General features: G+C 52.4%; 22 protein-coding genes. 11 read left to right on the top strand and 11 right to left on the bottom strand.

The features are described 5' to 3' along the window. The first annotated feature begins 46 nt into the window (after window positions 1-46). Window positions 47-994 (top strand): ribose-phosphate diphosphokinase, encoded by a 948-nt coding sequence (gene prs, locus N7922_RS11370; protein ID WP_012017724.1) that lies wholly within the window; start codon window positions 47-49, stop codon window positions 992-994. A gap of 105 nt (window positions 995-1,099) precedes the next feature. Continuing rightward, entirely contained in the window at window positions 1,100-2,779 is a 1,680-nt protein-coding gene (gene dauA / locus N7922_RS11365; protein WP_263100627.1) for a C4-dicarboxylic acid transporter DauA, read from the top strand. Between the two features lie 140 nt (window positions 2,780-2,919). On the opposite strand, the gene tnpA is transcribed toward dauA, so the two are convergent. Together tnpA and ychH are read right to left on the bottom strand one after the other, a co-directional pair. Further along, window positions 2,920-3,378 carry an IS200/IS605 family transposase gene (gene tnpA / locus N7922_RS11360; RefSeq protein WP_263100626.1) on the bottom strand — a complete coding sequence of 153 codons (459 nt, stop codon included), beginning with the start codon at window positions 3,376-3,378 and terminating at the stop codon, window positions 2,920-2,922. Between the two features lie 187 nt (window positions 3,379-3,565). Next, the gene (gene ychH / locus N7922_RS11355; protein WP_061496334.1) at window positions 3,566-3,841 is read right to left on the bottom strand and encodes a stress-induced protein YchH; all 276 of its coding nucleotides are present in this window, start codon (window positions 3,839-3,841) and stop codon (window positions 3,566-3,568) included. A 272-nt stretch (window positions 3,842-4,113) separates the two neighbouring features. Here ychH and pth point away from each other — a divergent pair, with 272 nt between their 5' ends. The 3 genes from pth to N7922_RS11340 all read left to right on the top strand — a co-directional run bounded on the left by pth (window position 4,114) and on the right by N7922_RS11340 (window position 6,883). After that, window positions 4,114-4,698 (top strand): aminoacyl-tRNA hydrolase, encoded by a 585-nt coding sequence (gene pth, locus N7922_RS11350; RefSeq protein WP_263100625.1) that lies wholly within the window; start codon window positions 4,114-4,116, stop codon window positions 4,696-4,698. A 125-nt stretch (window positions 4,699-4,823) separates the two neighbouring features. After that, a complete protein-coding gene (gene ychF / locus N7922_RS11345; RefSeq protein WP_263100624.1) occupies window positions 4,824-5,915 on the top strand; it encodes a redox-regulated ATPase YchF in 1,092 nt (363 codons plus the stop codon). A 482-nt stretch (window positions 5,916-6,397) separates the two neighbouring features. Beyond that, a complete protein-coding gene (locus N7922_RS11340) occupies window positions 6,398-6,883 on the top strand; it encodes a ferritin-like domain-containing protein (RefSeq protein WP_263100623.1) in 486 nt (161 codons plus the stop codon). A gap of 95 nt (window positions 6,884-6,978) precedes the next feature. On the opposite strand, the gene N7922_RS11335 is transcribed toward N7922_RS11340, so the two are convergent. From N7922_RS11335 to N7922_RS11305, 7 genes are all read right to left on the bottom strand, one after another. Next, window positions 6,979-8,634 carry a methyl-accepting chemotaxis protein gene (locus N7922_RS11335; RefSeq protein WP_263100622.1) on the bottom strand — a complete coding sequence of 552 codons (1,656 nt, stop codon included), beginning with the start codon at window positions 8,632-8,634 and terminating at the stop codon, window positions 6,979-6,981. 432 nt (window positions 8,635-9,066) lie between these two features. Beyond that, window positions 9,067-9,693, bottom strand: coding sequence for a tetratricopeptide repeat protein (locus N7922_RS11330; RefSeq protein WP_263100621.1), 627 nt, complete (start codon window positions 9,691-9,693; stop codon window positions 9,067-9,069). Next, the gene (locus N7922_RS11325; RefSeq protein ID WP_263100620.1) at window positions 9,690-10,496 is read right to left on the bottom strand and encodes an SDR family oxidoreductase; all 807 of its coding nucleotides are present in this window, start codon (window positions 10,494-10,496) and stop codon (window positions 9,690-9,692) included. The genes N7922_RS11330 and N7922_RS11325 overlap by 4 nt, the downstream gene beginning before the upstream one ends. After that, entirely contained in the window at window positions 10,480-11,148 is a 669-nt protein-coding gene (locus N7922_RS11320) for a TenA family transcriptional regulator (RefSeq protein WP_263100619.1), read from the bottom strand. The genes N7922_RS11325 and N7922_RS11320 overlap by 17 nt, the downstream gene beginning before the upstream one ends. Then, window positions 11,135-12,586 carry an AMP-binding protein gene (locus N7922_RS11315; protein WP_263100618.1) on the bottom strand — a complete coding sequence of 484 codons (1,452 nt, stop codon included), beginning with the start codon at window positions 12,584-12,586 and terminating at the stop codon, window positions 11,135-11,137. Before N7922_RS11315 ends, N7922_RS11320 begins: the two co-directional genes overlap by 14 nt. After that, on the bottom strand, window positions 12,567-13,223 hold the full coding sequence (locus tag N7922_RS11310) for a thermostable hemolysin (RefSeq protein ID WP_263100617.1): 657 nt from the start codon (window positions 13,221-13,223) through the stop codon (window positions 12,567-12,569). The genes N7922_RS11315 and N7922_RS11310 overlap by 20 nt, the downstream gene beginning before the upstream one ends. Before the next feature lie 221 nt (window positions 13,224-13,444). After that, on the bottom strand, window positions 13,445-14,368 hold the full coding sequence (locus N7922_RS11305; RefSeq protein WP_263100616.1) for a LysR substrate-binding domain-containing protein: 924 nt from the start codon (window positions 14,366-14,368) through the stop codon (window positions 13,445-13,447). A gap of 344 nt (window positions 14,369-14,712) precedes the next feature. Here N7922_RS11305 and N7922_RS11300 point away from each other — a divergent pair, with 344 nt between their 5' ends. From N7922_RS11300 to N7922_RS11275, 6 genes are all read left to right on the top strand, one after another. Next, window positions 14,713-16,041 carry an MFS transporter gene (locus tag N7922_RS11300; protein WP_263100615.1) on the top strand — a complete coding sequence of 443 codons (1,329 nt, stop codon included), beginning with the start codon at window positions 14,713-14,715 and terminating at the stop codon, window positions 16,039-16,041. A 39-nt stretch (window positions 16,042-16,080) separates the two neighbouring features. Continuing rightward, the gene (locus N7922_RS11295; protein ID WP_263100614.1) at window positions 16,081-16,830 is read left to right on the top strand and encodes an SDR family NAD(P)-dependent oxidoreductase; all 750 of its coding nucleotides are present in this window, start codon (window positions 16,081-16,083) and stop codon (window positions 16,828-16,830) included. 12 nt (window positions 16,831-16,842) lie between these two features. Beyond that, window positions 16,843-17,688, top strand: coding sequence for a transketolase (locus tag N7922_RS11290; RefSeq protein ID WP_263100613.1), 846 nt, complete (start codon window positions 16,843-16,845; stop codon window positions 17,686-17,688). Continuing rightward, entirely contained in the window at window positions 17,688-18,689 is a 1,002-nt protein-coding gene (locus tag N7922_RS11285) for a transketolase family protein (RefSeq protein WP_263100612.1), read from the top strand. Before N7922_RS11290 ends, N7922_RS11285 begins: the two co-directional genes overlap by 1 nt. A 172-nt stretch (window positions 18,690-18,861) precedes the next feature. Further along, complete coding sequence (locus N7922_RS11280; protein WP_263100611.1) at window positions 18,862-19,713, top strand: aldo/keto reductase; 852 nt, start codon at window positions 18,862-18,864, stop codon at window positions 19,711-19,713. Window positions 19,714-19,739: 26 nt separating this feature from the next. Further along, complete coding sequence (locus tag N7922_RS11275) at window positions 19,740-20,729, top strand: aldo/keto reductase (protein WP_263100610.1); 990 nt, start codon at window positions 19,740-19,742, stop codon at window positions 20,727-20,729. 52 nt (window positions 20,730-20,781) lie between these two features. Here N7922_RS11275 and N7922_RS11270 read toward each other — a convergent pair whose 3' ends face one another. After that, entirely contained in the window at window positions 20,782-21,273 is a 492-nt protein-coding gene (locus N7922_RS11270; protein WP_263100609.1) for a methyltransferase family protein, read from the bottom strand. A gap of 21 nt (window positions 21,274-21,294) precedes the next feature. Beyond that, complete coding sequence (locus N7922_RS11265; protein WP_263100608.1) at window positions 21,295-22,488, bottom strand: PLP-dependent aminotransferase family protein; 1,194 nt, start codon at window positions 22,486-22,488, stop codon at window positions 21,295-21,297. Window positions 22,489-22,719: the final 231 nt, after the last annotated feature.

Genomic DNA, 22,719 nt, shown 5'->3' with positions numbered 1-22,719 from the left:
TTGGCCGATTCTATCCACCACTGGACGCATGCCTGAGGTTCTTCTCGTGCCTGATATGAAGCTTTTTGCTGGTAACGCAACCCCGGAACTAGCACAACGTATTGCCAACCGCCTGTACACTTCTCTCGGCGACGCCGCCGTAGGTCGCTTTAGCGATGGCGAAGTCAGCGTACAAATCAATGAAAATGTACGCGGTGGTGATATTTTCATCATCCAGTCCACTTGTGCCCCTACCAATGACAACCTGATGGAACTGGTTGTGATGGTCGATGCCCTGCGCCGTGCTTCCGCAGGTCGTATCACCGCGGTCATTCCCTACTTTGGTTATGCCCGTCAGGACCGCCGCGTGCGTTCTGCGCGTGTACCGATTACCGCAAAAGTGGTTGCCGATTTCCTCTCAAGCGTTGGCGTTGACCGCGTACTGACCGTTGACCTGCATGCTGAACAGATCCAGGGCTTCTTTGATGTGCCGGTTGATAACGTATTTGGTAGCCCTATCCTGCTCGAAGATATGCTGCAACTGAACCTGGACAACCCGATTGTGGTTTCTCCGGATATCGGCGGCGTAGTTCGCGCTCGTGCCATTGCCAAACTGTTGAACGACACCGACATGGCAATCATCGACAAACGCCGTCCGCGCGCTAACGTTTCCCAGGTGATGCACATCATCGGCGACGTGGCTGGCCGCGACTGTGTACTGGTTGACGACATGATCGACACCGGCGGCACCCTGTGCAAAGCGGCGGAAGCGCTGAAAGAACGCGGGGCAAAACGCGTATTCGCGTATGCCACTCACCCGATTTTCTCCGGTAATGCGGTAAACAACCTGCGCAACTCCGTGATCGACGAAGTGGTCGTCTGCGACACCATTCCGCTGAGCGAGGAGATTAAAGCGCTGCCGAACGTACGTACGCTGACGCTGTCTGGCATGCTGGCTGAAGCTATCCGTCGTATCAGCAATGAAGAATCGATTTCTGCCATGTTCGAGCATTAATCGCTGCTTTCGAAAAAACCCGCTACGGCGGGTTTTTTTATCTCAGAACATAACTTGTATGATTTATTAACCCGTTACAGACGCATTCACGGATGACATACCATTGTGAACAAGCTGCTCTCTCCTCATGTTATGCCTTTCCGCGCGCTGATTGACGCGTGCTGGAAGGAAAAATATACCGCCGCCCGCTTTACCCGGGATCTTATCGCCGGGATAACGGTCGGGATTATTGCGATTCCCCTTGCGATGGCGTTGGCAATCGGGAGCGGCGTCGCGCCACAGTACGGACTCTATACGGCAGCCATTGCCGGAATCGTGATTGCGCTGAGCGGAGGTTCCCGCTACAGCGTTTCAGGCCCGACCGCCGCGTTCGTGGTGATCCTCTACCCGGTTTCGCAGCAGTTTGGCCTCGCAGGACTCCTGGTCGCGACCTTGATGTCCGGCGTGTTTCTGATCCTTTTCGGGCTGGCGCGCTTTGGCCGCCTGATCGAATACATTCCGCTTTCCGTCACGCTCGGCTTTACCTCCGGGATTGGCATCACCATTGCCACCATGCAGATCAAAGATTTTCTTGGCCTGCAACTGACGCACGTGCCGGAGCACTACCTGCAAAAAGTCGGCGCGCTGGTGATGGCGCTGCCCACCGTTAATGCTGGCGATGCCGCCATCGGCGTGGTCACGCTCGGAACTCTGATCTTCTGGCCACGCCTGCGATTGCGCCTGCCGGGCCATTTACCTGCGTTGCTGGCAGGCTGCGCGGTAATGCTGGTCGTCAACCTGCTCGGCGGCCATGTCGCGACTATCGGCTCACAATTTCACTACGTGCTGGCCGATGGCAGCCAGGGCAACGGCATTCCGCAACTGCTGCCGCAATTGGTGTTACCGTGGGATCTGCCGGGTTCTACATTTACCCTGAGCTGGGATTCATTACGGGCGTTACTGCCAGCCGCGTTTTCGATGGCGATGCTGGGGGCAATTGAATCCCTGCTTTGCGCCGTGGTGCTGGATGGTATGACCGGCACCAAACACAAAGCCAACAGCGAGCTGATTGGCCAGGGCCTGGGCAACATCATCGCCCCGTTCTTTGGCGGCATTACCGCGACCGCAGCGATTGCCCGTTCCGCCGCTAACGTGCGTGCCGGGGCGACATCCCCTATTGCGGCGGTTATCCACGCACTGCTGGTGATCATGGCGCTGCTGGTGCTGGCTCCCCTGCTCTCCTGGCTACCGCTCTCGGCCATGGCGGCATTGCTGCTGATGGTGGCGTGGAACATGAGCGAGGCGCATAAGGTGATTGACCTGCTGCGCCGTGCACCGGCGGACGACATTATCGTGATGCTGCTCTGCATGTCGCTGACGGTGCTGTTCGATATGGTTATCGCCATCAGCGTCGGCATCGTACTGGCCTCATTGCTGTTTATGCGCCGCATCGCACGCATGACTCACCTGGCGGCTGTCAATGTCGAGGTGCCGGAAGATGTGCTGGTGCTGCGCGTGATCGGTCCGCTGTTCTTCGCCGCTGCCGAAGGTGTGTTCAGCGATCTGGAAACGCGCATTGCGGGGAAACGCATCGTGGTACTGAAATGGGATGCAGTACCGTTGCTGGATGCTGGCGGGCTGGATGCTTTCCGCCGCTTTGTTGCCCGTCTGCCGGAAGGCACGGAGCTTCGCGTCAGCAATCTGGAATTTCAGCCGCTGCGTACGCTGGCCCGCGCGGGTATTCAGCCGATTCCGGGCCGGCTGGCTTTTTTCCCGAACCGCGACGCGGCGCTGGCCGATATTTGATCCCGATGCGCAACGCCGCTTGCGCATCACCAATAAATATCCTCCGGCATAGCCGGAGGTTTTTCAGATGCGCCTGTAAGGCTCTGTTACCAGCCGCGCCCTAACAGGCGCATACGATCTGACATTTGCATCAAACTTCGTTACTTACGGCCCGTAAACGGGCTACCCGGATAAGGGATCGATAACTGCTCGCCCATTTTATCCTCTTCAAGCTGGTGCTTTATGTATTCCTGTATCTTCGCCGTGTTCTTCCCTACCGTATCTACGTAATATCCCCGGCACCAGAATTCCCTGTTCCTGTATTTGAATTTCAGATCTCCAAACTGCTCATAAAGCATCAGACTGCTTTTCCCTTTCAGATATCCCATAAAGCCGGATACGCTCATTTTGGGCGGGATTTCCACAAGCATATGGATATGATCTGCGCAGCATTCCGCTTCCAGGATCCGTACGTTTTTCCACTCACACAGCTTTCTTAAAATGCTGCCTATCGCCAGGCGTTTCTCTCCGTAGAACGTCTGTCTTCGGTATTTTGGCGCAAAAACTATGTGATATTTACAGTTCCATCGGGTGTGCGCTAAGCTCTTTTCGTCCCCCATTGGGACCCCCTTTTGATTTCTTGTTGAACTTTTGCAGTTGCCAGACCGCAAGGTGTTTTAACAAATCAAAAGGGGTTTTAATAACTGGCTTAAAGCTGAAAGCTTTCCGGAACCCCCAGCCTAGCTGGGGGTTTTCTATAGACAAAAAAACGGTTCCCGCGGGAACCGTTATCAATATGAGCGTCTGTTAGCTGTGGTTTTGCCGATCGCGACGGCAGCGTTTGTCATAGTGACGCACCCACCAGTACTTATCACACACCTGCTCATGGCCGCTGACGCGTGCCCCCGCAAGCCAGAGAACAGCCCCCAGGAAAATGCTCAGTACCGCGCCGTGTGCGAAAAATTGTGGCAGGTTAAGTTGCGGAAGCTGGTTTAAAATGGAGTATCCCACTCCAACAACCATCACCACGAGCCCCAACCCCATAAGCACATTACCGAGTAACGAAGCGTTTTTGCGTTTCATATGTCACCTCCGGAACGATGGGTTGGACGGGTATCACCCCAATCCTTGTGGATAAAGTATAGACAGCGACCTTTATAGCGGTTGCGGACGCGATCACAATTACACATATCCGACTAACATAAATTTACAAATAAGCCACTGAACTCGTTGAAATTCGAATGGTTCATGAGAGCAATCATTAACATTCTTCGCGTTTCGTTGTGAGAATTTTGTCATCGCGCGCTGCACAACGTACACTACGCGCCGGACATTGATCTGGTCAGGAATAAAAAGTGACGATTAAACTGATTGTCGGGCTGGCGAACCCCGGCGCCGAGTATGCCGCGACACGCCACAACGCAGGCGCCTGGTATGTGGATTTGCTGGCGGATCGCTCCCGCGCCCCGCTGCGCGACGAGCCGAAATTCTTTGGTTACACCTCGCGCATCAATCTGGCTGGTGAAGACGTGCGCCTGCTGGTTCCCACGACGTTTATGAACCTCAGCGGGAAAGCCGTCGCGGCAATGGCGACGTTTTATCGCATTAACCCGGACGAAATTCTGGTCGCGCACGATGAGCTTGATCTGCCGCCCGGCGTGGCGAAGTTTAAACTCGGCGGCGGCCACGGCGGTCATAACGGCCTGAAGGACATTATCAGTAAACTGGGGAATAACCCCAATTTTCACCGCTTACGCGTGGGAATCGGCCATCCGGGCGATAAAAACAAAGTTGTCGGCTTTGTACTGGGTAAACCGCCGGTTTCCGAACAGAAGCTGATCGACGAAGCCGTAGACGAAGCGGTGCGTTGTACCGAGATCTGGCTGAAAGACGGTTTGACCAAAGCCACTAACCGCCTGCACGCCTTTAAGGCGCAGTAACCGTGCGCTGCGGCTTTTTTGCCGCGCGTTACAGCGGTTACGTGTATAATAGGCAAAGTTATTCACTTTTCTGCAATCCGTTTTGAGTAACGGGTTGATTATCAAGAGATTAAGGTAATTACATCATGGGATTCAAATGCGGTATCGTTGGCCTGCCCAACGTAGGTAAATCCACCCTGTTCAATGCGCTCACCAAAGCCGGTATTGAAGCGGCTAACTTCCCGTTCTGTACCATTGAGCCGAACACCGGTGTCGTACCGATGCCCGATCCGCGTCTGGACAAGCTGGCGGAAATCGTCAAGCCGCAGCGTATTCTGCCAACCACCATGGAGTTTGTGGATATCGCCGGTCTGGTAAAAGGCGCATCCAAAGGTGAAGGCTTGGGTAACCAGTTCCTGACCAACATCCGTGAAACCGAAGCCATCGGCCACGTTGTGCGCTGCTTTGAAAACGACAACATCATCCACGTAAACAACAAAGTGGATCCGGCGGAAGATATTGATGTTATCAATACCGAGCTGGCGCTCGCCGATCTGGACACCTGCGAACGCGCAATTCATCGCGTGCAGAAGAAAGCCAAAGGCGGCGATAAAGATGCAAAAGCCGAGCTGGCCGCGCTGGAAAAATGCCTGCCGCAGCTCGAAAATGCCGGCATGCTGCGTTCGCTGGATCTGACGGATGAAGACAAAGCGGCAATCCGCTACCTGAGCTTCCTGACGCTGAAACCGACCATGTACATTGCTAACGTCAATGAAGATGGTTTTGAGAACAACCCGTATCTGGATCAAGTGCGTGAAATCGCTGCCAAAGAAGGTTCTGTTGTGGTTGCCGTCTGTGCTGCAGTTGAGTCCGATATTGCCGAGCTGGACGATGCCGATCGTGACGAGTTTATGGCGGAACTGGGCCTGGAAGAGCCGGGGCTGAACCGTGTGATCCGCGCCGGTTACGAACTGCTGAACCTGCAAACCTACTTCACCGCCGGTGTGAAAGAAGTCCGCGCGTGGACCATCCCGGTTGGTGCAACCGCGCCGCAAGCGGCGGGTAAAATCCACACTGATTTCGAAAAAGGATTTATTCGCGCGCAGACCATCGCCTATGAAGACTTTATTACTTACAAAGGCGAGCAAGGCGCGAAAGAAGCCGGCAAAATGCGTTCAGAAGGTAAAGACTATATCGTCAAAGATGGCGACGTCATGAACTTCCTGTTTAACGTCTAATTGCTTTTTTGGTTTATGAAGTTTCACCCGGCCTCATAACGCCCACTAAAATCCACGCCATTGCGTGGATTTTTTTGCCATAAAGATGCGGTGAACCGCTAAAGCTCAGCCGAAGCGAAATAACACGAGATCGCATTCATGACATTAGCAGTCCTTATGCTCACAACCACACCGGGCGATAAAAAAAACGGCACCCACCCTCTGCAACTGTGTTATTGGTAATAATACTGTACAGATAATATTAACTTTATTTATATTTAACAAATCACCTCAATAAACAGCACGATATTAAAGACGTAAGACATACTGGTCAGAATGTATTTTTATTGATGTTAATCATCTTTGTACGAAGCAGTTTCTATTTTTTAACTTTTATCGCGGTTAACAAATGATGTACGCTCGTGCGAATCATCAATATGTTCTATCCAACGCTTATGTATTGAATATTTTGCTCTGCGCATTATTTTAAGCAGGAGGTGCTTATGTTGCCTGGCGAACTGGTTATAAGATTAAATCAGCATATGAATATGGAATTTCGTGCTGCAAGTCTCTACATTGCAAAGAGTTCGTGGTTTATTGAAAAAGGTCTGACAGACATTGCACAACAGTTCAGATTGCTGGCGCAGATAGCCGTTACGACGACATTGAAGTTTTACGAGTTTCTCACGAATAACCAGAGCGCCCCTTTTCTGAATACCGATATACCTGCTATCAATGAAGCGGAACAGGAGTGGCAAACGGTCGCCCAAGCGATATTTTTCGACTTTAACCAGCGAACAGACAGCCTCTCCGGGCTGGAAAGTCTCGCGATGGCGAGGACGAATTTATTGACGAGCGTCTTCATTATACGCATCAGAGAGTTTCATCAGGATGAGGCGCAATCACTGCTGGCGATATTGAAAGACAGCAAGATGAATGATGCTGTTACGCCAGATTATGCGGATGATGATCTTTTAAGGATCGATTAGCATCAACGCCAGCAGCCGTACAGCATGAGCGTGTGTACATCGCAGCGGCACAGATTTGAACGGCGCGCCCGCAAGACCAGGCGCGCCATCGTTTATCAGAACGTTTCCCAGTCGTTTTCACTGCCTTCTGCTTTTTGAGCAGATGACGTTCTGCCCCCTTTACTCACCGGCGCAGAGGGTGCCTGCTTCGATGAGTATGACTTACCGCCAAGATCGAAAACAGCGATGGTTTTGGCTAAATGCTGGGCTTCCATCTCCAGCGCTTCCGCACTGGTCGAGGCTTCCTGCACCAGAACAGCGTTCTGTTGCGTCACACCATCCATTTCGTTCATCGCTATCCCAATCTGGCTTATCCCCCGGCTTTGCTCATCCGAGGCGATGGATATTTCCCCCATCAGAGCGTTCACCTGTGTTACTGAATGGATAATGGTTTCCATTGCCTCACCGGCTGTCGTCACCAGTTCTGAACCGGCTTTCACACGGGAGACTGATTCACTGATCAGGGCTTCGATTTCTTTCGCCGCCTGCGCGCTCCGCTGCGCCAGAGAACGAACCTCGCTGGCGACCACGGCAAAACCGCGCCCTTGTTCGCCAGCCCGCGCAGCTTCCACTGCCGCGTTGAGCGCAAGGATATTGGTCTGGAATGAGATACTGTTAATCACCCCTGTAATATCGGATATTTTCTGCGAGCTTTCTGAAATACTCTCCATGGTATCCACCACCTTGCCCGTCAGATCGCCCCCCTCTTTGGCGATATGCTGTGTCTCTTCGGAAAGCTTTCTCGCCTGCTGAACGTTTTCAGCGTTATTTTTCACGGTGGAGGTCAACTCTTCCATGCTGGCGGATGTCTGCTGTAACGCAGCAGCTTGCTGGTCAGTTCGCGCCGACAATTGCTCGTTCCCCTCACGGATACGGCTGGTACTGGCATACAGGCTTGAAGAGGTATCCTGGATAGCCGACACAGTTTCACGCAGGCTATTCTGCATGCTACGGATATAGGGAATTAACTGACCGGCGCAGTTACGACCAAAATCGTTAATCTCGACATGCAATTTGCCCGCTTTTAATACCTCAAGGTGATTTTTAATGTAATTAAGCGGCGCTGTCAGGAAGGTTACCAAGTAGCGATCTGTCAGGAAAAGCGTAAGGATCCCCGCCACCAGGGCGCTAAGCAGTATGATTCTGTTCTGTGCGATGGATTCATTTGCCCGATCCAGCATGACGTTGGATTGAATCGCTTTGGTATATTTCTCCGCCGTTTCACCGAACTTAACGCTTAACGGCGGATAAGTATTGCGGAAAATCTGTCGGAACTGATCCTGCTGGTTATTGCGGGCAGCATCAAGCATAGGCGTAATGGCGGACAGTAACGCCTCCCAGTCGTTAATCATCGCCGCAGAGAGTTCAGGGCTGACATCGACATGCTGGGCATTGCGAAACTGCGAGAGCATATCCTGGCTGATTTTTAGCGCTTTCTCTGAAGAAGCAAACGTTTTCGCGGCATCGTCAGCTTTACCGTCCTGCTGGAAATCCATTGCCCTCAGCATACGCGTTACCGAACGGAAATATTGATCGTTACCTTTGACCAGCAGAGCATACGTTGCTTTTTGCTGCGAACTGTTTTCCAGCAGTATCTGCGTATCCGAAAAATTTTTCAGTGTTAATCCCGTGGCTACCCCCCAAATCAAGGTAAAAATCGATAAAATAATCAACAACATCTTTCTTATGGTGATATCTCTAAGCAGTTTCATTCGTCACTCCAGGCTGCGGTATTTGATGGACGTATTCTTATTGTTAAATGCATAAAGCTGGCTCTTATTGGCATGTGAGAACTGAAAAACATGCTTATACACAGAAAAGTATTCAACTCCGATGGCTTATTGCCGCTCGCTCCTTAAGGAAATGCTTAACAAACAATAAGTAAGAAATCCCCGGAGAAGGGCCGTGGCAATGCCAGCCTGACACCGATGTTATCGGCTTGAGTAAAAAGATGATTAGCTGTTCAGTGAATAAATTTGATAGCGATCAAGCAAGTAAATGACTTTTATCTTTGATAGTTATTTTTATCTTAATTAACGTGCAAGTGGTAATGCGCACTTCGCGCGTCACTGCACTGCAATAGATAAATTTTGTTAATGTAATACTGCACCCCGCGAATATTCATTGCGGGGCGACAGGTGGGATTATTTAATCGTTGCCAGATCGTTTGCGATATCGCGACGGCGGCCATTATCGGCAATTTCGCGACCAGACCGGGCGGGTGCCTTAAGCGCTTTTTCCAGATACGTTTTCGCTTCGTCTGTTTTTTTCTCTTTTAGCAGAAAATCACCATAGAAATAATTGGGATCAATACCATCAGGGTTGATCGTGAGCGCTTTTTTTAGCATCTCGTCAGCTTTGTCTTTATCGCCAAAGCCTACCGGCCAGCCGGGCACCTGGTAGTAAAGCGCCCCCAGACTGGTCCAGGCCGATCCCTGAAGCGCGCCAGGGTCGATGGCGATCGCTTTCTCCAGACTGACCTTCGCCTGTTTAACCAGGCTCAGGGCAGACAATCCCCCTTTTGCGCCGGCCCAACTGCTGTCGACGATCCCGGACCAGATAAGCAGCGTCGCATCCGCATCGTTCTTTGCCTGGCTGGCGTCATGCGCTCGCTGGCTCAAGGTGCTGAAGCACCCCTCTTTTTTGGCTTCCAGAGTCTGATACTGGCAAACGGACCAGTCACGCTGTAAATCTGTCAGGGTGGTCTCTGCAAGCGCGCACACAGAGACGGGCATCAGCAACGCAACCATAAGGGCATTGATTATTTTCATTCCTTCTCTCCACTGTTCGTGCGCCGGGCAAACGCCCGGATTACCGGTAATTTTTTACCCAATGCACCGTCCACAACCGTCGGAAACCAGGCATTCAGTTTGACAAACAGGCGTTCCATAGCACCAAAGCGGTATCGCTTTTGCTCCGTTTCAAGCATCCGGACAATCCGCGCGGCAACAAAGCCAGGAGAGTCCATGCCATTACCCAGTTTGCGATTCAACGCATACACATCTTCATTGTTCAGTGCCGTTTCCGTTGCCCGTGGCGCGGCATACAAAACGGAAATATCGCTGTCATGTAACTCCCGCCCCAGGGCTTCGGAGAAACGATGAATTGCCGCTTTCGTTGCGCTGTAAACGCTCCAGGCAGGATGCCCAATTTCGCCGAAGATCGAGCCAATGTTGAGGACGATGCCGCCCGGGTTAATTTCCGGCAGCAATGCGCGTGTCAGCAATGCCGGTATTTCAATGTTGGTGCGGATCTGCTCGCGAATATCCTCAAACGAATGCTGCTCAAATAACGCGAAATGGCTGCATCCCGCGTTGTTAATCAGGATGTCCAGCTTGCCACTCCTATTGAATGACGAGGCTAAAGCGCCAATTTCCTCATCAGAATAGGTCTGCATTACCGCGATATTATGCTGTTCCGGATGAGGCAGATGCTGCCGGAGGAGCTGCATTGCCTGCTCATTACGCCCGACAAGGCAAAGTTTCGCGCCTTTTTTTGCCAGCGCCAGCGCTAACGCCTGACCGATTCCGCCTCCTGCCCCGGTCAGCAGCACAGTTTTACTTGTCAGATCCACGTGTGTTGCTCCCCAGTTGATTAAGCATCTGTCCATAAAGCTGATACACACGGCGCGCCGTATGGATAATCGCGACCTGATCGCGCTCATCAGTCACGGTATCCATGAGCCTGGCAAAAAATTGCAGATGTCCCTGATCGAGCTCACCGTGCGAACGCAGATAGGTGGTAGCGGCTTTTGGTAGCCCCAGCGTATGTTCAACCTGCGCGGCAATCGATGAGGCAATAGACACGCTGGTGCCTTCCAGAACCAGCACCATGCCGAAAAGACTCATCGGATTGACCCGTTCAATGCGGTAATAGAGAAACGCCACCATCATCTCAATAGGCAGGCAAGGCGTGCCAGACCTGATTTTCTCTGCATCACCGCCGCAAGCGCGGATGTCATTCAGGATCCACTCCTGATGACCGTATTCTTCTTCAATATATTCAGCAATCGCCCCACGAACCGACTCCTGAGCGGCCGGAAGGCGGCTGCCTGTACACATCAGCAGTGGCACGGTGTGACTGACGTGATGATAAGCCTGCGTCAGAAATTCGATGTACATCTCCCGCGATACATCACCGTAACTACAGCGGGCAATAATCGGGGAGGCAAGCAAAGCCTGACGCTCAGTCGCGGTCTGCCGTTGTAATTGCTCATAAAAGCTCATGATGTTCCCCTTCACTACAGGTGAGGATCTGCTGATGCAGAGATTGCCAGATGGCATTACGACGCGGGCGGCCATTGGCCGTTAACATCCCGGGTAATGAAATATCAGCGGTGAACAGTAAGCGATGCAGCTGTGCGTAATCCGGCAATCGCGCAGAAAGCGCCATCAGTTGCTCACGTGCCTCCTCACGCTGCCCGTCAACGGCATCCACCAGCGCCACATTACGTGCCAGCCCGTCACCGAACACCACGATGCGGCGTACTGACGGGCAAGCCATCGCTTCGGCTTCCGGCCATTCAGGGGAAAAGTTGCGGCCAAATGCATTAATTTGTACGTTTTTAAGCCGCCCGTGAATATGGATAAACCCCTCCTCATCCACCTCGCCCAAATCCCCCGTGGGGACGGTTGCTGATGTGGCTTCTGCGTCCAGGTATCCCAAGGCATTCGCGGGACTGGCGACACACAGTTGCTGATGCTCATCAACCGACAGCGTAATACCCGGTAACGGCCTGCCAACGCTCCCCTTTTTCATTGCACCAGGCAGGTTAAGCGAGACAACGGAACCGCATTCTGATAATCCATAACCTTCAAAAATCGGTAGGCCGCTGAGCGCGGCCAGCGCCATTAACTGCTCCGATATTTTTCCGCCACCGGCGGCGATAAAGCGCAGCGATTGTGTGCACTCTGGCATCTGGTAACGCAGTGCGAACAATACCCGTAACAACTCCGGCACCAGCACCAGACTTTGTGGACGCCAGCTCAGCAGCGCCTGCTGGAACTGAGCAGAATTAAAACGACTGGAGCCGTCAAAACCGATATGTGAAGGTGGCAATACCACGGTGGGCACACCGAGTATCAGTGGGATATAAATACCGCACAGGTTTTCCAGAAGAATACTGAGCGGTAACGTAACCATATGTTTTTGAAGATTAAGTGGTTTTAATTCGGTCGCCAGCGTTTGCGCCGTCCACAGCATGCCGCACTGGCTCAGGCAAACGCCCTTCGGTTCGCCGGTCGTCCCGGAGGTGTAGGTCACTCTCGCCGTGCCGGGCGGCAATGGGTTGGGATCAACCACCACACGGGTGTGCAGTTTGCCAAACGGGAAGTCATGAACCTGCCACCCCTCCATCACCTCATTGCTGAGCCGGGCATCAATAGATGCGGATGACAGTACCCAGGCTTTTTGTGCGGCGGTAAAAAAGGACGGCACCGGAACCATCACAATCCCGGCCGCGAAGCAGGCAAGGTCGATAATGGCCCATTCAGGGCTATTTTCTGACTCTAACGCCACTCGTTTTACGCCCAGAGCGGTTAATTGTCGGGCAACCTCTTCGACAGCCTCATGGTATTGTAGCCAGTTCCATTCCCGGGTTTCACCGTACAGAGCGATAGCGTCGGGTTGGCAGGCAGCCTGCTGCTTAAGCAAGTCCGGAAACATAGGGTTCTCCTGTAGCGACTGTCCAGGGGGCATCAGGTAAATGGCTAAACAGATTCAACAGCAGGCTGGTCTGGCTCAAGGTGAGATGACCACCCGCCAGTTCGCCTGCCATGATGTAGGGATCATGCTGATAGTAGTCTCCCCACTCCAGCGCAGCGTCGCCCAGCCTTTCGGGGTTAGCAGGACTAAGCGGAAGCGGTTGCAGATTTAGCCGGTGAAAGGTATTGCGGATTTTCCGGGTGCCGGTAAAAACAATCCACGCATAGTGGTAGCGATTCAGGAGCAGGCAAAGTGCGGCATACATCACACGCGCGGACGCACCATCGCACGCTGCAAAGTTACCCACTTCGACAATCGCCCCGCGTTCCACAGGCATGGCAATCCGTGAGGACAACAGTGTTTCCACCGGTTCATCGAGATAGTGTTCAAGATAGAATGCCCCCAGCGGGGCGGTCTGGATGCCACAGGCTGCTTTTAACTCACCACGTGAATCATACAAACCAAGCAGCCAGGGCATACAAGCGGAAAGCGTGGCATGGTAAACCTGAGAATAGCTTTCACGAATCAACATGGAAATATCATTGCGTTCGCGACAGCCAGGTAACCATTTCAGCGTGTAAGGCGACATTATTCTCATATAATAACCTCAGAGGGAACAATATCATCATCGCGCGCTATTATTAGGCCGACCTTAAGATGAATAATTTCTGCAATACACATTTTCTTAATGCATGCTTAATCTTTAAATCCCATAGCCTGGTAATATTTTTCATCGGTATAAACTGACAATGATTTATTTCCCAGGGCGGTAAAGTCGTGCGTGTCGACGCCCTGCTGTATGTCATTCTGAGATATTCGTCACATCGCAAAACCGGAAGCGCTAAGCTCTTTGTCTATCCAGCTCAGGAAGACTTTGACCTTCTCTTTCTGCTCGTTAACATGCGGTAAAACGAAGTGATGCGCCGCCACCGGCATACCGTAAACCTGCTCAAATACCGGTACCAGATTATGCTGCCGCAGATAGTCATCGGCGAGCAGATTGCTCTCGAGGATAATCCCCATTCCCATTCTGGCGGCTTCGATGCTCATATAGGAACGGTCAAAACTAAAGTAATAATCTTTGTCATGATTTTCCACACCATACCAGGAAAGCCATGTGTTCCAGTTTATTAACGTACTGTCGGAGTGAATCAACTCATAACGCAATAAATCCGCAGGTACGTTGATGGATTTCCCTTCCAGATAATCACGTGAGGCAAAGGGGATCAGGTTCTCATTTTTAATGGTGTGCACATTCAGGATCGGCCATTGCGGCAGACCATGACGAATATCGATATCCAGATTGTCCCGAGAGAATTGCAGGTTTTCATACGAGCAGGTCAGACTTATTTTCAGGTCAGGATATTGCTGTCTGAATTTATTCAGGCGGCGCATTAACCACAGCAAACCAAAACTGGGCGCAGAGTGAATACGCAAGTGTTCATGGTGAATATCATTAATTACCTGATCGGTCGCCCGTCCAATAATACTCACAGCGCCAGAAACTTCTTTTAGATACTTTTCACCTATATGCGTAAGCACAACCCCTTTACCACTGCGAATTAACAGCTTTTTCCCGATGAATTGTTCAAGACTGGAAAGCTGATGACTCACCGCTGAAGCGGTAATATTCATCAATTCGGCAGCCTGATTAATGCTTCCGACATTAGCAACTTCAATAAAGGTTTGAATATTACGTAACGACGGTATCGGCAACACTTTCCTGGGATTTGCTTTTATCATTTGCGTACTCTTCCTCAAGGCATTTGCCTCATTTCATACCGATCCTGGCAACGACGTCTGAACAGTTAACAGGAATACCCCGCAAAAACGCTAATTTTATCAAAGGGCATTTCTGTTTTGTGACGCAGATTAAATTTTCACCCCATAATTATAAAAAGCCTGTTTTTCGCAGGGAGTTATTTGCGTTAACTCACGAATCAAATTTTTCTCAACATCAATTGAGCTTTTTTGCATGCCTTGAATTCTTACGGGTGAGTATATTGCATGCGAAGGCCTGAAAATAACCGTGATCGCTGTATCCGGCATGTACCCTTAAGATAAAAGAAAGATAAGAGGAAACCCCTATGTCCCGTATAGATAGTCTTGTCTGTACCGGTGCCAAAAAAACAAACTATCGCTTTGTGGTGCTGGCGATTATATTCTCGGTATATGCAATAAATTATGCCGACCGAACAAATATTGGCGCCGTTCTTCCGTTTATTATTCAAGAGTTTCATATCAATAATTTCGAAGCCGGGGCCATTGCCAGTATGTTCTTTCTCGGTTATGCCGTGAGCCAGATCCCCGCCGGTTTCTTTATTGCTAAGCGCGGTACTCGCGGCCTGGTCGCCCTGTCAATATTTGGCTTTTCCGCCTTTACGTGGCTGATGGGCACGGTCAGCTCGGTTTTCGGCTTAAAACTGGTGCGGCTGGGTCTTGGATTAAGCGAAGGACCTTGCCCGGTTGGCCTTGCCTCGACCATTAACAACTGGTTCCCGGCGAAGGAAAAAGCCACGGCAACAGGCGTGTACATTGCTGCCACCATGTTTGCCCCTATTATCGTACCGCCGCTGGCGGTGTGGATTGCCATGACCTGGGGCTGGCGCTGGGTCTTCTACTCCTTTGCCATTCCCGGCATTGCGATCGCTGTTATCTGGTATCTGTTCGTAAAATCACGCCCGGCAGAGAGCGGGTTTGTTTCCGAAGGCGAGTTATCGGTTATCAACGCGGACACCAATGAACAGCAACAGGTGCGGGAAAATATCTGCCGGGATGCGAAATTCACCACACTGGACAAAATTATCCGTGTCAGAAAACTGGCACCGATTAGTACAGTAAAAGGGCTGTTTACGTCCAAAAATATCCTTGGCGACTGCCTGGCCTATTTTATGATGGTCAGTGTGTTATATGGCCTGTTGACCTGGATCCCCCTCTATCTGGTTAAAGAAAAAGGGTTTGACTTTATGCGCATGGGATTGGTCGCCAGTATGCCATGCATCGGTGGATTTGTGGGGGCGATTGGCGGCGGATTTATTTCCGATAAATTACTGGGGCGTCGACGCAAACCCACCATGATATTTACCGCAATTTCCACGGTCATCATGATGATTATTATGTTGAACATTCCGCAAAACACGCTGGCTGTCTGTACTGGTTTATTTTTTGTCGGACTCTGTCTCAATATCGGCTGGCCTGCCTTCACCGCATACGGTATGGCCGTCTCCGACAGCAAAACCTATCCCATTGCATCGTCCATTATTAACAGCGGCGGTAATCTTGGCGGTTTTGTTTCCCCCATGGTGGCGGGTTTCCTATTAGATGCCACCGGCAGTTTTAATTCTGTATTTATCTATTTCGGCACCTGCGCTGCCATCGGTTTAATCATTATTTTGACACTTGACGAAGCACAATAACGCTTATATTCGAATCCTTTACATGTAACGGAGTAAATTATGTTGTTAAAAGACAAAGTCGCCATTATTACTGGCGCGGCATCCCCACGCGGTTTAGGTTTTGCCACGGCTAAACTGTTCGCCGAAAACGGCGCGAAGGTCGTGATTATTGATTTAGATGAAGAGGCCAGCAAAACCGCTGCCGCAATGCTCGGCTCGCCACACACCGGCCTTGCGGCAAATGTCGCCAATGAAATTCAGGTGCAGGCGGCAATTGAGCAAGTCATTGCCAAATATGGGCGCATTGACGTGCTGGTGAATAACGCCGGGATCACCCAGCCGATAAAACTGATGGACATTAAGCGTGAAAATTATGACGCCGTGCTGGATGTCAGTCTGCGCGGAACATTAATCATGTCACAGGCGGTGATCCCGACCTTGCGGGCACAACGCTCCGGCAGCATTGTCTGCATCTCATCGGTTTCCGCCCAGCGTGGCGGCGGTATCTTCGGCGGCCCGCATTACAGTGCAGCGAAAGCGGGCGTACTGGGCCTGACCCGCGCCATGGCGCGTGAGCTTGGCCCCGATAATATCCGTGTGAATGCCATCACTCCGGGTCTGATTCAGACCGATATCACCGCCGGAAAACTGACCGACCAGATGCGCGAAAACATTCTGGCCGGGATCCCGATGAACCGCCTTGGTGATGCGGTTGATATCGCCCGCGCGGCACTGTTCCTCGGCAGCGACCTCTCCTCTTACTCAACGGGTATCACGCTGGATGTTAACGGCGGGATGTTAATTCACTAAGAGGAAACCATCATGACGAACAGAGATATCCAGAAGGTTGCCGCCGCAGCCTGGCGCATCCGTCGCTACGCCCTGCGCATGGGCGAGGTTCAGGGACAGGGTTATATCGGGCAGGCGCTGGGTTATGCCGATGTCCTCGGTACCGCCTTCGCCCACATCATGAATTTCCGCCCGGAGGAACCGGAGTGGGAAGAGCGTGATCGTTTTCTGCTTTCCCACGGTCATTACGCCATCGCCTATTACGCCGCGCTGATTGAAGCAGGGATCATCCCTCATGAGGAGCTGGAAACCTACGGTTCTGACGACAGCCGCCTGCCAATGTCTGGTATGGCGACCTATACGCCAGCAATGGAGATTTCCGGCGGTTCGCTGGGCCAGGGGTTGAGCATTGCGGTTGGTATGGCGCTGGGCCTGCGGCAGAAAAAAAATCCGGCGCTGGTGATTAACTCCATGTCGGATGGCGAGCTGGACGAAGGTTCAACCTGGGAAGCGGCGATGTCTGCCGCACATTACGGGCTGACCAACCTTATCAATGTCGTTGATGTGAACAAACAGCAGGCCGACGGCGACTCACGCAAAATTCTGGGGTTCGAACCCCTGCAGGATAAGTGGGCCTCGTTTGGCTGGTACGTTCAGCGCATCGACGGCAACGACCTGCCCGCCGTCATTACGGCTTTTGAAAACGCCAAACGTTTCCCGGGAAACCAACCGCGCGTGATCCTCTGCGACACACTAATGGGGAAAGGCGTTCCTTTCCTGGAAAGCCGCGACAAAAACCATTTTATCCGTGTTGATGCCGACGAATGGCAACAAGCCCTTGCCGTACTGGATGCCACAAAACCGGAAGGAGTGCTGTAATGAACCAGACCACAGCGGGAACGCCCCGCTTAAAAACATCCGCGATGATTGCGTCAATTGCCGATGAAGGCCAGGCGACGATCCCTGCTCCCTTTGGTGTCGCCCTGTCAAAACTGGCGGCAGAACGCCCGGACATCGTCGGCATGACTGCGGACCTGTCGAAATACACCGATTTGCATATTTTTGCGCAGGCATTTCCGGCGCGCTTCTTCCAGATGGGGATGGCAGAACAGTTGCTGATGGGCGCGGCAGGCGGTATGGCCAAAGAGGGTTTCACCCCTTTCGTGACCACCTATGCGGCGTTCGCTAGCCGACGTGCCTACGATTTTATTCACCAGGTGATTGCGGAAGAGCATCTGAATGTGAAAGTGTGCGCGGCGTTGCCCGGGCTGACCACCGGATACGGTCCAAGCCATCAGGCCACGGAAGATCTGGCGATTATGCGCGGCATTCCCGGCCTGACTATCGTTGACCCCTGCGATGCGCTCGATACCGACCAGGCGGTACGCGCCATCGCCGAACATAACGGGCCGGTCTATATGCGTTTGTTGCGGGGCAAGGTTCCGCTGGTGCTGGATAAATACGATTACACCTTCCAGCTCGGCAAGGCGGCGCTGCTGGAAGATGGCAATGATGTACTGATTATCGCTTCCGGCATCATGACCATGCGAGCCCTGGAAACCGCAGAGAAACTGCGTCAGGACAATATCAGCGTGGCGGTGCTTCATGTGCCGACCATCAAACCGCTGGATGAGCAGACCATTTTGGCGCAAGCGGCGAAACCGGGTCGCCTGGTGATCACCGCCGAAAACCACACCTGCGTGGGCGGCCTGAGTGAAGCCGTTGCCGCCTTGCTGATGCGCCAGGGCGTGCGTTGTGAGTTTGATGTTGTGTCGCTGCCGGATGCCTTTCTCGATGCCGGTGCACTGCCAACCCTGCACGACCGCTACGGCATTTCCACCCGTGCGATGGTGGAGAAAATCAAATATCGTCTTAAATAACCGTCGCGCCGCCGCAGGGCGGCGCATTCCTTTCCGTAAGCCGCGCACGCCAATAAGCCATAACACTTCGCCATTGATGAGCCTGACTCATTAGCTCTAGCTTGCTGCCCTACTTATTCCGCCACCGCCCCTCCGTTATGCTTTTCAGATACCACACTGAAAGGATAAAGGCATGCAAACCGTGACACTGAATAATGGCATCACCATGCCCTTGCTGGGCTTTGGCGTCTTTCAGATGACCGACCCCACCGAATGCGAACGTGCGGTCCTTGATGCTCTCGAAACGGGTTATCGACTGATTGATACCGCGGCGTCCTACCAGAATGAGACTCAGGTCGGCAATGCGCTGAAGCACAGCGGCATCGCACGCAACGAGCTGTTTGTCACCACCAAACTGTGGTTACAGGACACCCATTATGACGGCGCAAAAGCGCAGTTCGAGCGTTCGCTTAATCGCCTGCAACTCGATTACGTTGATCTCTACCTGATTCATCAGCCTTATGGCGATGTTCATGGTGCATGGCGCGCCATGGAAGAGCTGTACCAGGCCGGGAAAATCCGCGCCATTGGCGTGAGCAACTTCCACCCGGACAGGCTGGCCGATCTTATGGCCTTCAATACCGTCATTCCGGCGGTAAACCAGGTCGAAGTTAACCCGTTCACCCAGCAGCTCCATGCCGCACCGTGGATGAAAAGCCGCGGCATCCAGCCAGAAGCCTGGGCACCTTTTGCCGAAGGGAGAAACGGCTTATTCCAGCATCCCGTATTAACCGCGATCGGTGAAAAACAGGGCAAGAGCCCAGGTCAGGTGGTACTGCGATGGCTCTTCCAGCGCGGCATTGTTTCGCTGGCAAAAACAGTACGGAAGGCACGGATGGTCGAGAATTTCGACATTCTCGACTTCCAACTGAGCGCCGATGACATGCTGAATATAACTGCGCTCGACACCATGACCAGCGCCTTCTTTTCTCATCGCGACCCTGCGATGGTGGAGTGGCTGACCGGCCGGAAACTGGATGTTTAATAACATGACAAATAAGGAGTCGCGCAATGCAAAAACGCTATCTCGGTAAGTCCGGGCTTGAAGTCTCGGCAATGGGTCTTGGCTGCATGGGGCTGAGCTTTGGCTACGGCCCGGCAACGCGTACCCACGAGGCTGTCGAATTGATTCGCGCTGCCGTTGAACGTGGCGTCACCTTTTTTGATACCGCGGAAGTGTATGGCCCCTGGCTGAATGAAGAGGTGGTCGGCGAGGCGTTAAAACCGTTTCGCGACCGGGTGGTTATCGCCACCAAATTTGGTTTTACCTTTGGCGACGACAACAAACAGCAGATTTTAAACAGCCGCCCGGAGCATATTCGCGACGCGGTAGAAGGTTCGCTGCGGCGGCTCAAAACGGAGGTGATAGATCTGCTGTATCAGCACCGTGTCGATCCGGATGTCCCTATTGAAGATGTTGCAGGCACGGTACAGGCGCTGATTGCTGAAGGCAAGGTCAGGTATTTCGGCCTGTCCGAAGCCGGGGCGCAAACTATCCGTCGGGCGCACAGCGTCCAGCCGGTGACGGCTCTGCAGAGCGAGTATTCAATGTGGTGGCGCGAACCGGAGCAAGAAATCTTGCCGCTGTTGGAAGAACTGGGAATAGGTTTTGTGCCCTTCAGTCCGTTAGGAAAAGGCTTTCTGACGGGCGCGATCAAAACCGGGACCACATTTGGCGACGACGATTTCCGTAGCAAAGTGCCGCGTTTCGCTGCTGATGCCCTTGAAGCCAACGAAAAACTGGTCATTCTGCTGGGTGAACTGGCGGCTGAAAAAGAAGCCACCTCTGCGCAAATTGCACTGGCATGGCTGCTGGCGCAAAAACCGTGGATTGTCCCCATCCCCGGCACAACAAAACTGCATCGGCTGGAGGAAAACCTGAACGCCACAGAGTTCAGCCTTTCTGACGCTGAATTGCGCAGGATAACCCAGTCCCTCGAAAGGGTGAAAATCACTGGCGAGCGTTACCCGGCTGCGCTTCAGGCACGGGTAGGTCGTTAGGTTCTGAACTGGCTTGCAACGTACAGCAAGCCAGTCAGATTGGCGAAAAACGCTACAACCAGCGACCGGTTTTGTTGCTGTACGTTTCCCATTCCCGGCCAAACAGGCGGTGCATCGCCGGCTCCTCAACCTGAATATGCAACACGGAGATCAGAGCAATCAGCACAGGCGTAGCCAGCACGCCCGCAATGCTGCCCAACAGTATCGCTGCGCTGAGATGAAGACCCACAAACCCCAGGTAAACCGGATTGCGCGTAAAGGCGTAGCACCCCTTCGTGAGCAGGGTTGTCGTTTTATCCGCGTGAAGTGCATTGAACGTTGTCTGGTGGCGAACCAGTTGCCGCAGCCCCGTAATCACAAGATACAGGCTCAGCAGCCCGATCCCGACCGCCAGACATAACGATAACGACAACGCCAATAAACTGCGCAGATCGGTTATTGCAGGCCAGCTCGCCAACAGATCAAACAGCAGGAAAATAACCAGCAACACCGGAGGAAGAAGTAATACTCTGAGCCTGTGGTGAAGGGTGGTCATCGTGATCATGACAGCGCTAAGACTCCGGGGTTATATCGTCTCATCGAGCGAGGCTTTTAACCGCACAACCGCTTCTTTCAGGTTCGCCTCCGAGACGCTCACGTAGGACATACGCAGCGTGGAATGATCTGGCTCGTTGCAGTAAAAGAACTCACCGGGAACATAAACAACGCCGTTATTCAGCGTTTTTTGCAGCCATTGTGTGGTATTCAGTTCGTATTTAAATCTTGCCCATAAAAACATACCGCCCATCGGCTTATGAAACGTCAGATGGTCGCCCAGCGTCTTTTCAAGGTGCTGAGATAACGTCTGGCATTTCTGTTTATAAGCATCGCGGATCAGGGCAATTTGCCCGGCCAGCCGCCCCGTCTGTAAATAGTGCCAGGTTAAGGACTGCGATAACGCGCTGGTATGCAAGTCCGTCGCCTGCTTAAGAATTACCGCCTGCCGTTTCAGCCACCCTGGCAGCACCAGCCAACCGACCCGGGTTCCCGGCGCCAGGATTTTTGAAAAGGTGGAGGTATAAATCACGTTATCACTGTTATCCATCGCCTCGGCCCAGGCTTTGAGCGGTGTGAAGGTTTTATCGGTGAAGTTAATTTCGCCGTACGGATCATCTTCAATAATGACAAAATCGTAGCGCTTCGATAATTCCACCAGTTGCTTACGACGGTGCTCAGCCAGCGTCACGCCGCCGGGGTTGCCAAACGTCGGGACGATATACACCGCCTTCACCACCGTGGTCTTCACCAACGCCTCAAGCTCGTCGATGTTCATCCCGTCGCCGTCAGTGCCAACCGACATCAGATTCGCTTCCGCTAACTGGAAAATCTGCAACGCCGCGAGATAGGTTGGTCGCTCGACCACCACCACATCGCCGGGATTGATCAGCGCACGCGCCAGAATATCCAACGATTGCTGAGAGCCGGACGTCACAACCACATCATCCACATCACAGTGAATTTTCCGTTTGCTCAGCAACTGGCAAATGGCCTCACGCAACGCCGGGCTACCCTCGCTCAGACCGTACTGAAACGCCTCTCTCCAGCCACTGGAAAGCACATTATCCATCGCGATTTGCAGCCCTTCGCGGTCGAACAGGTCGGGGTCAGGAATGCCTCCGCCAAGCGAAATAACCCCGTCCATTTTGCTGTGTTTTAATAATTCCCGGATTGCCGATGACTGAAGATTTTGTACTTTTCTGGCAATTTTACTGTGCGACATCTTCCGCTACCCTTTACCCTTTTTTGTTGTCTCTCAGTCTTAGTACCACATGTCCGGGTTTTTGATAATCATTTTCTGTACGCCGATAATAGCCTGCCGGGCATCGCGAATATGATGAAAATAAAGAAGAATGGCGACACCAACCTGTTTTTATTCACGTAAAGGCGTCGCGTTTATTAACCCGAAATGCTTTGACCAGGAAGAGACCTGACGAACTGTCAGGTACATAGC

This window comes from Kosakonia sp. ML.JS2a (assembly GCF_025642095.1).
Taxonomy (GTDB): domain Bacteria; phylum Pseudomonadota; class Gammaproteobacteria; order Enterobacterales; family Enterobacteriaceae.
Note: the sequence above shows the minus strand (reverse complement) of the source record. Positions and strands in the feature narration are given on the sequence as shown.